Source organism: Pseudomonas sp. C11 (assembly GCF_034683865.1).
GTDB lineage: Bacteria > Pseudomonadota > Gammaproteobacteria > Pseudomonadales > Pseudomonadaceae > Aquipseudomonas.
The window spans coordinates 1-238 of the sequence record NZ_JAWIIP010000091.1 but is presented as its reverse complement, the minus strand read 5'-3'; the positions used below and the strand labels follow the sequence as shown (position 1 = coordinate 238).

The window sequence follows — 238 nt, the reverse complement described above, 5'->3', positions numbered from 1 at the left end:
ACCCTGTAACTCGCTACAGTCCCAACTGCAACGGCGTGACCAACATCACCCTGGCCACCTCAGAGAGCTGGAAGGAAAAGCAGACAGGTCAGCAGCAGGAACGTACCGAATTGCACCGCGTGGTGTTCTTCGGGCGTCTGGCGGAAATCGCCGGATAATACATGCTCAAGGGCTCGCAGGTGTATGTCGTATGCAGCCTGCGCACGCGCAAGTGGCAGGGCCAGGATGGTCAGGATCG

1 pseudogene is annotated in these 238 nt (G+C 58.8%); it reads left to right on the top strand.

Annotated elements, in window-relative coordinates:
- Positions 1-238, top strand: a pseudogene (ssb, locus tag VC352_RS25030) (single-stranded DNA-binding protein); the annotation flags it as partial.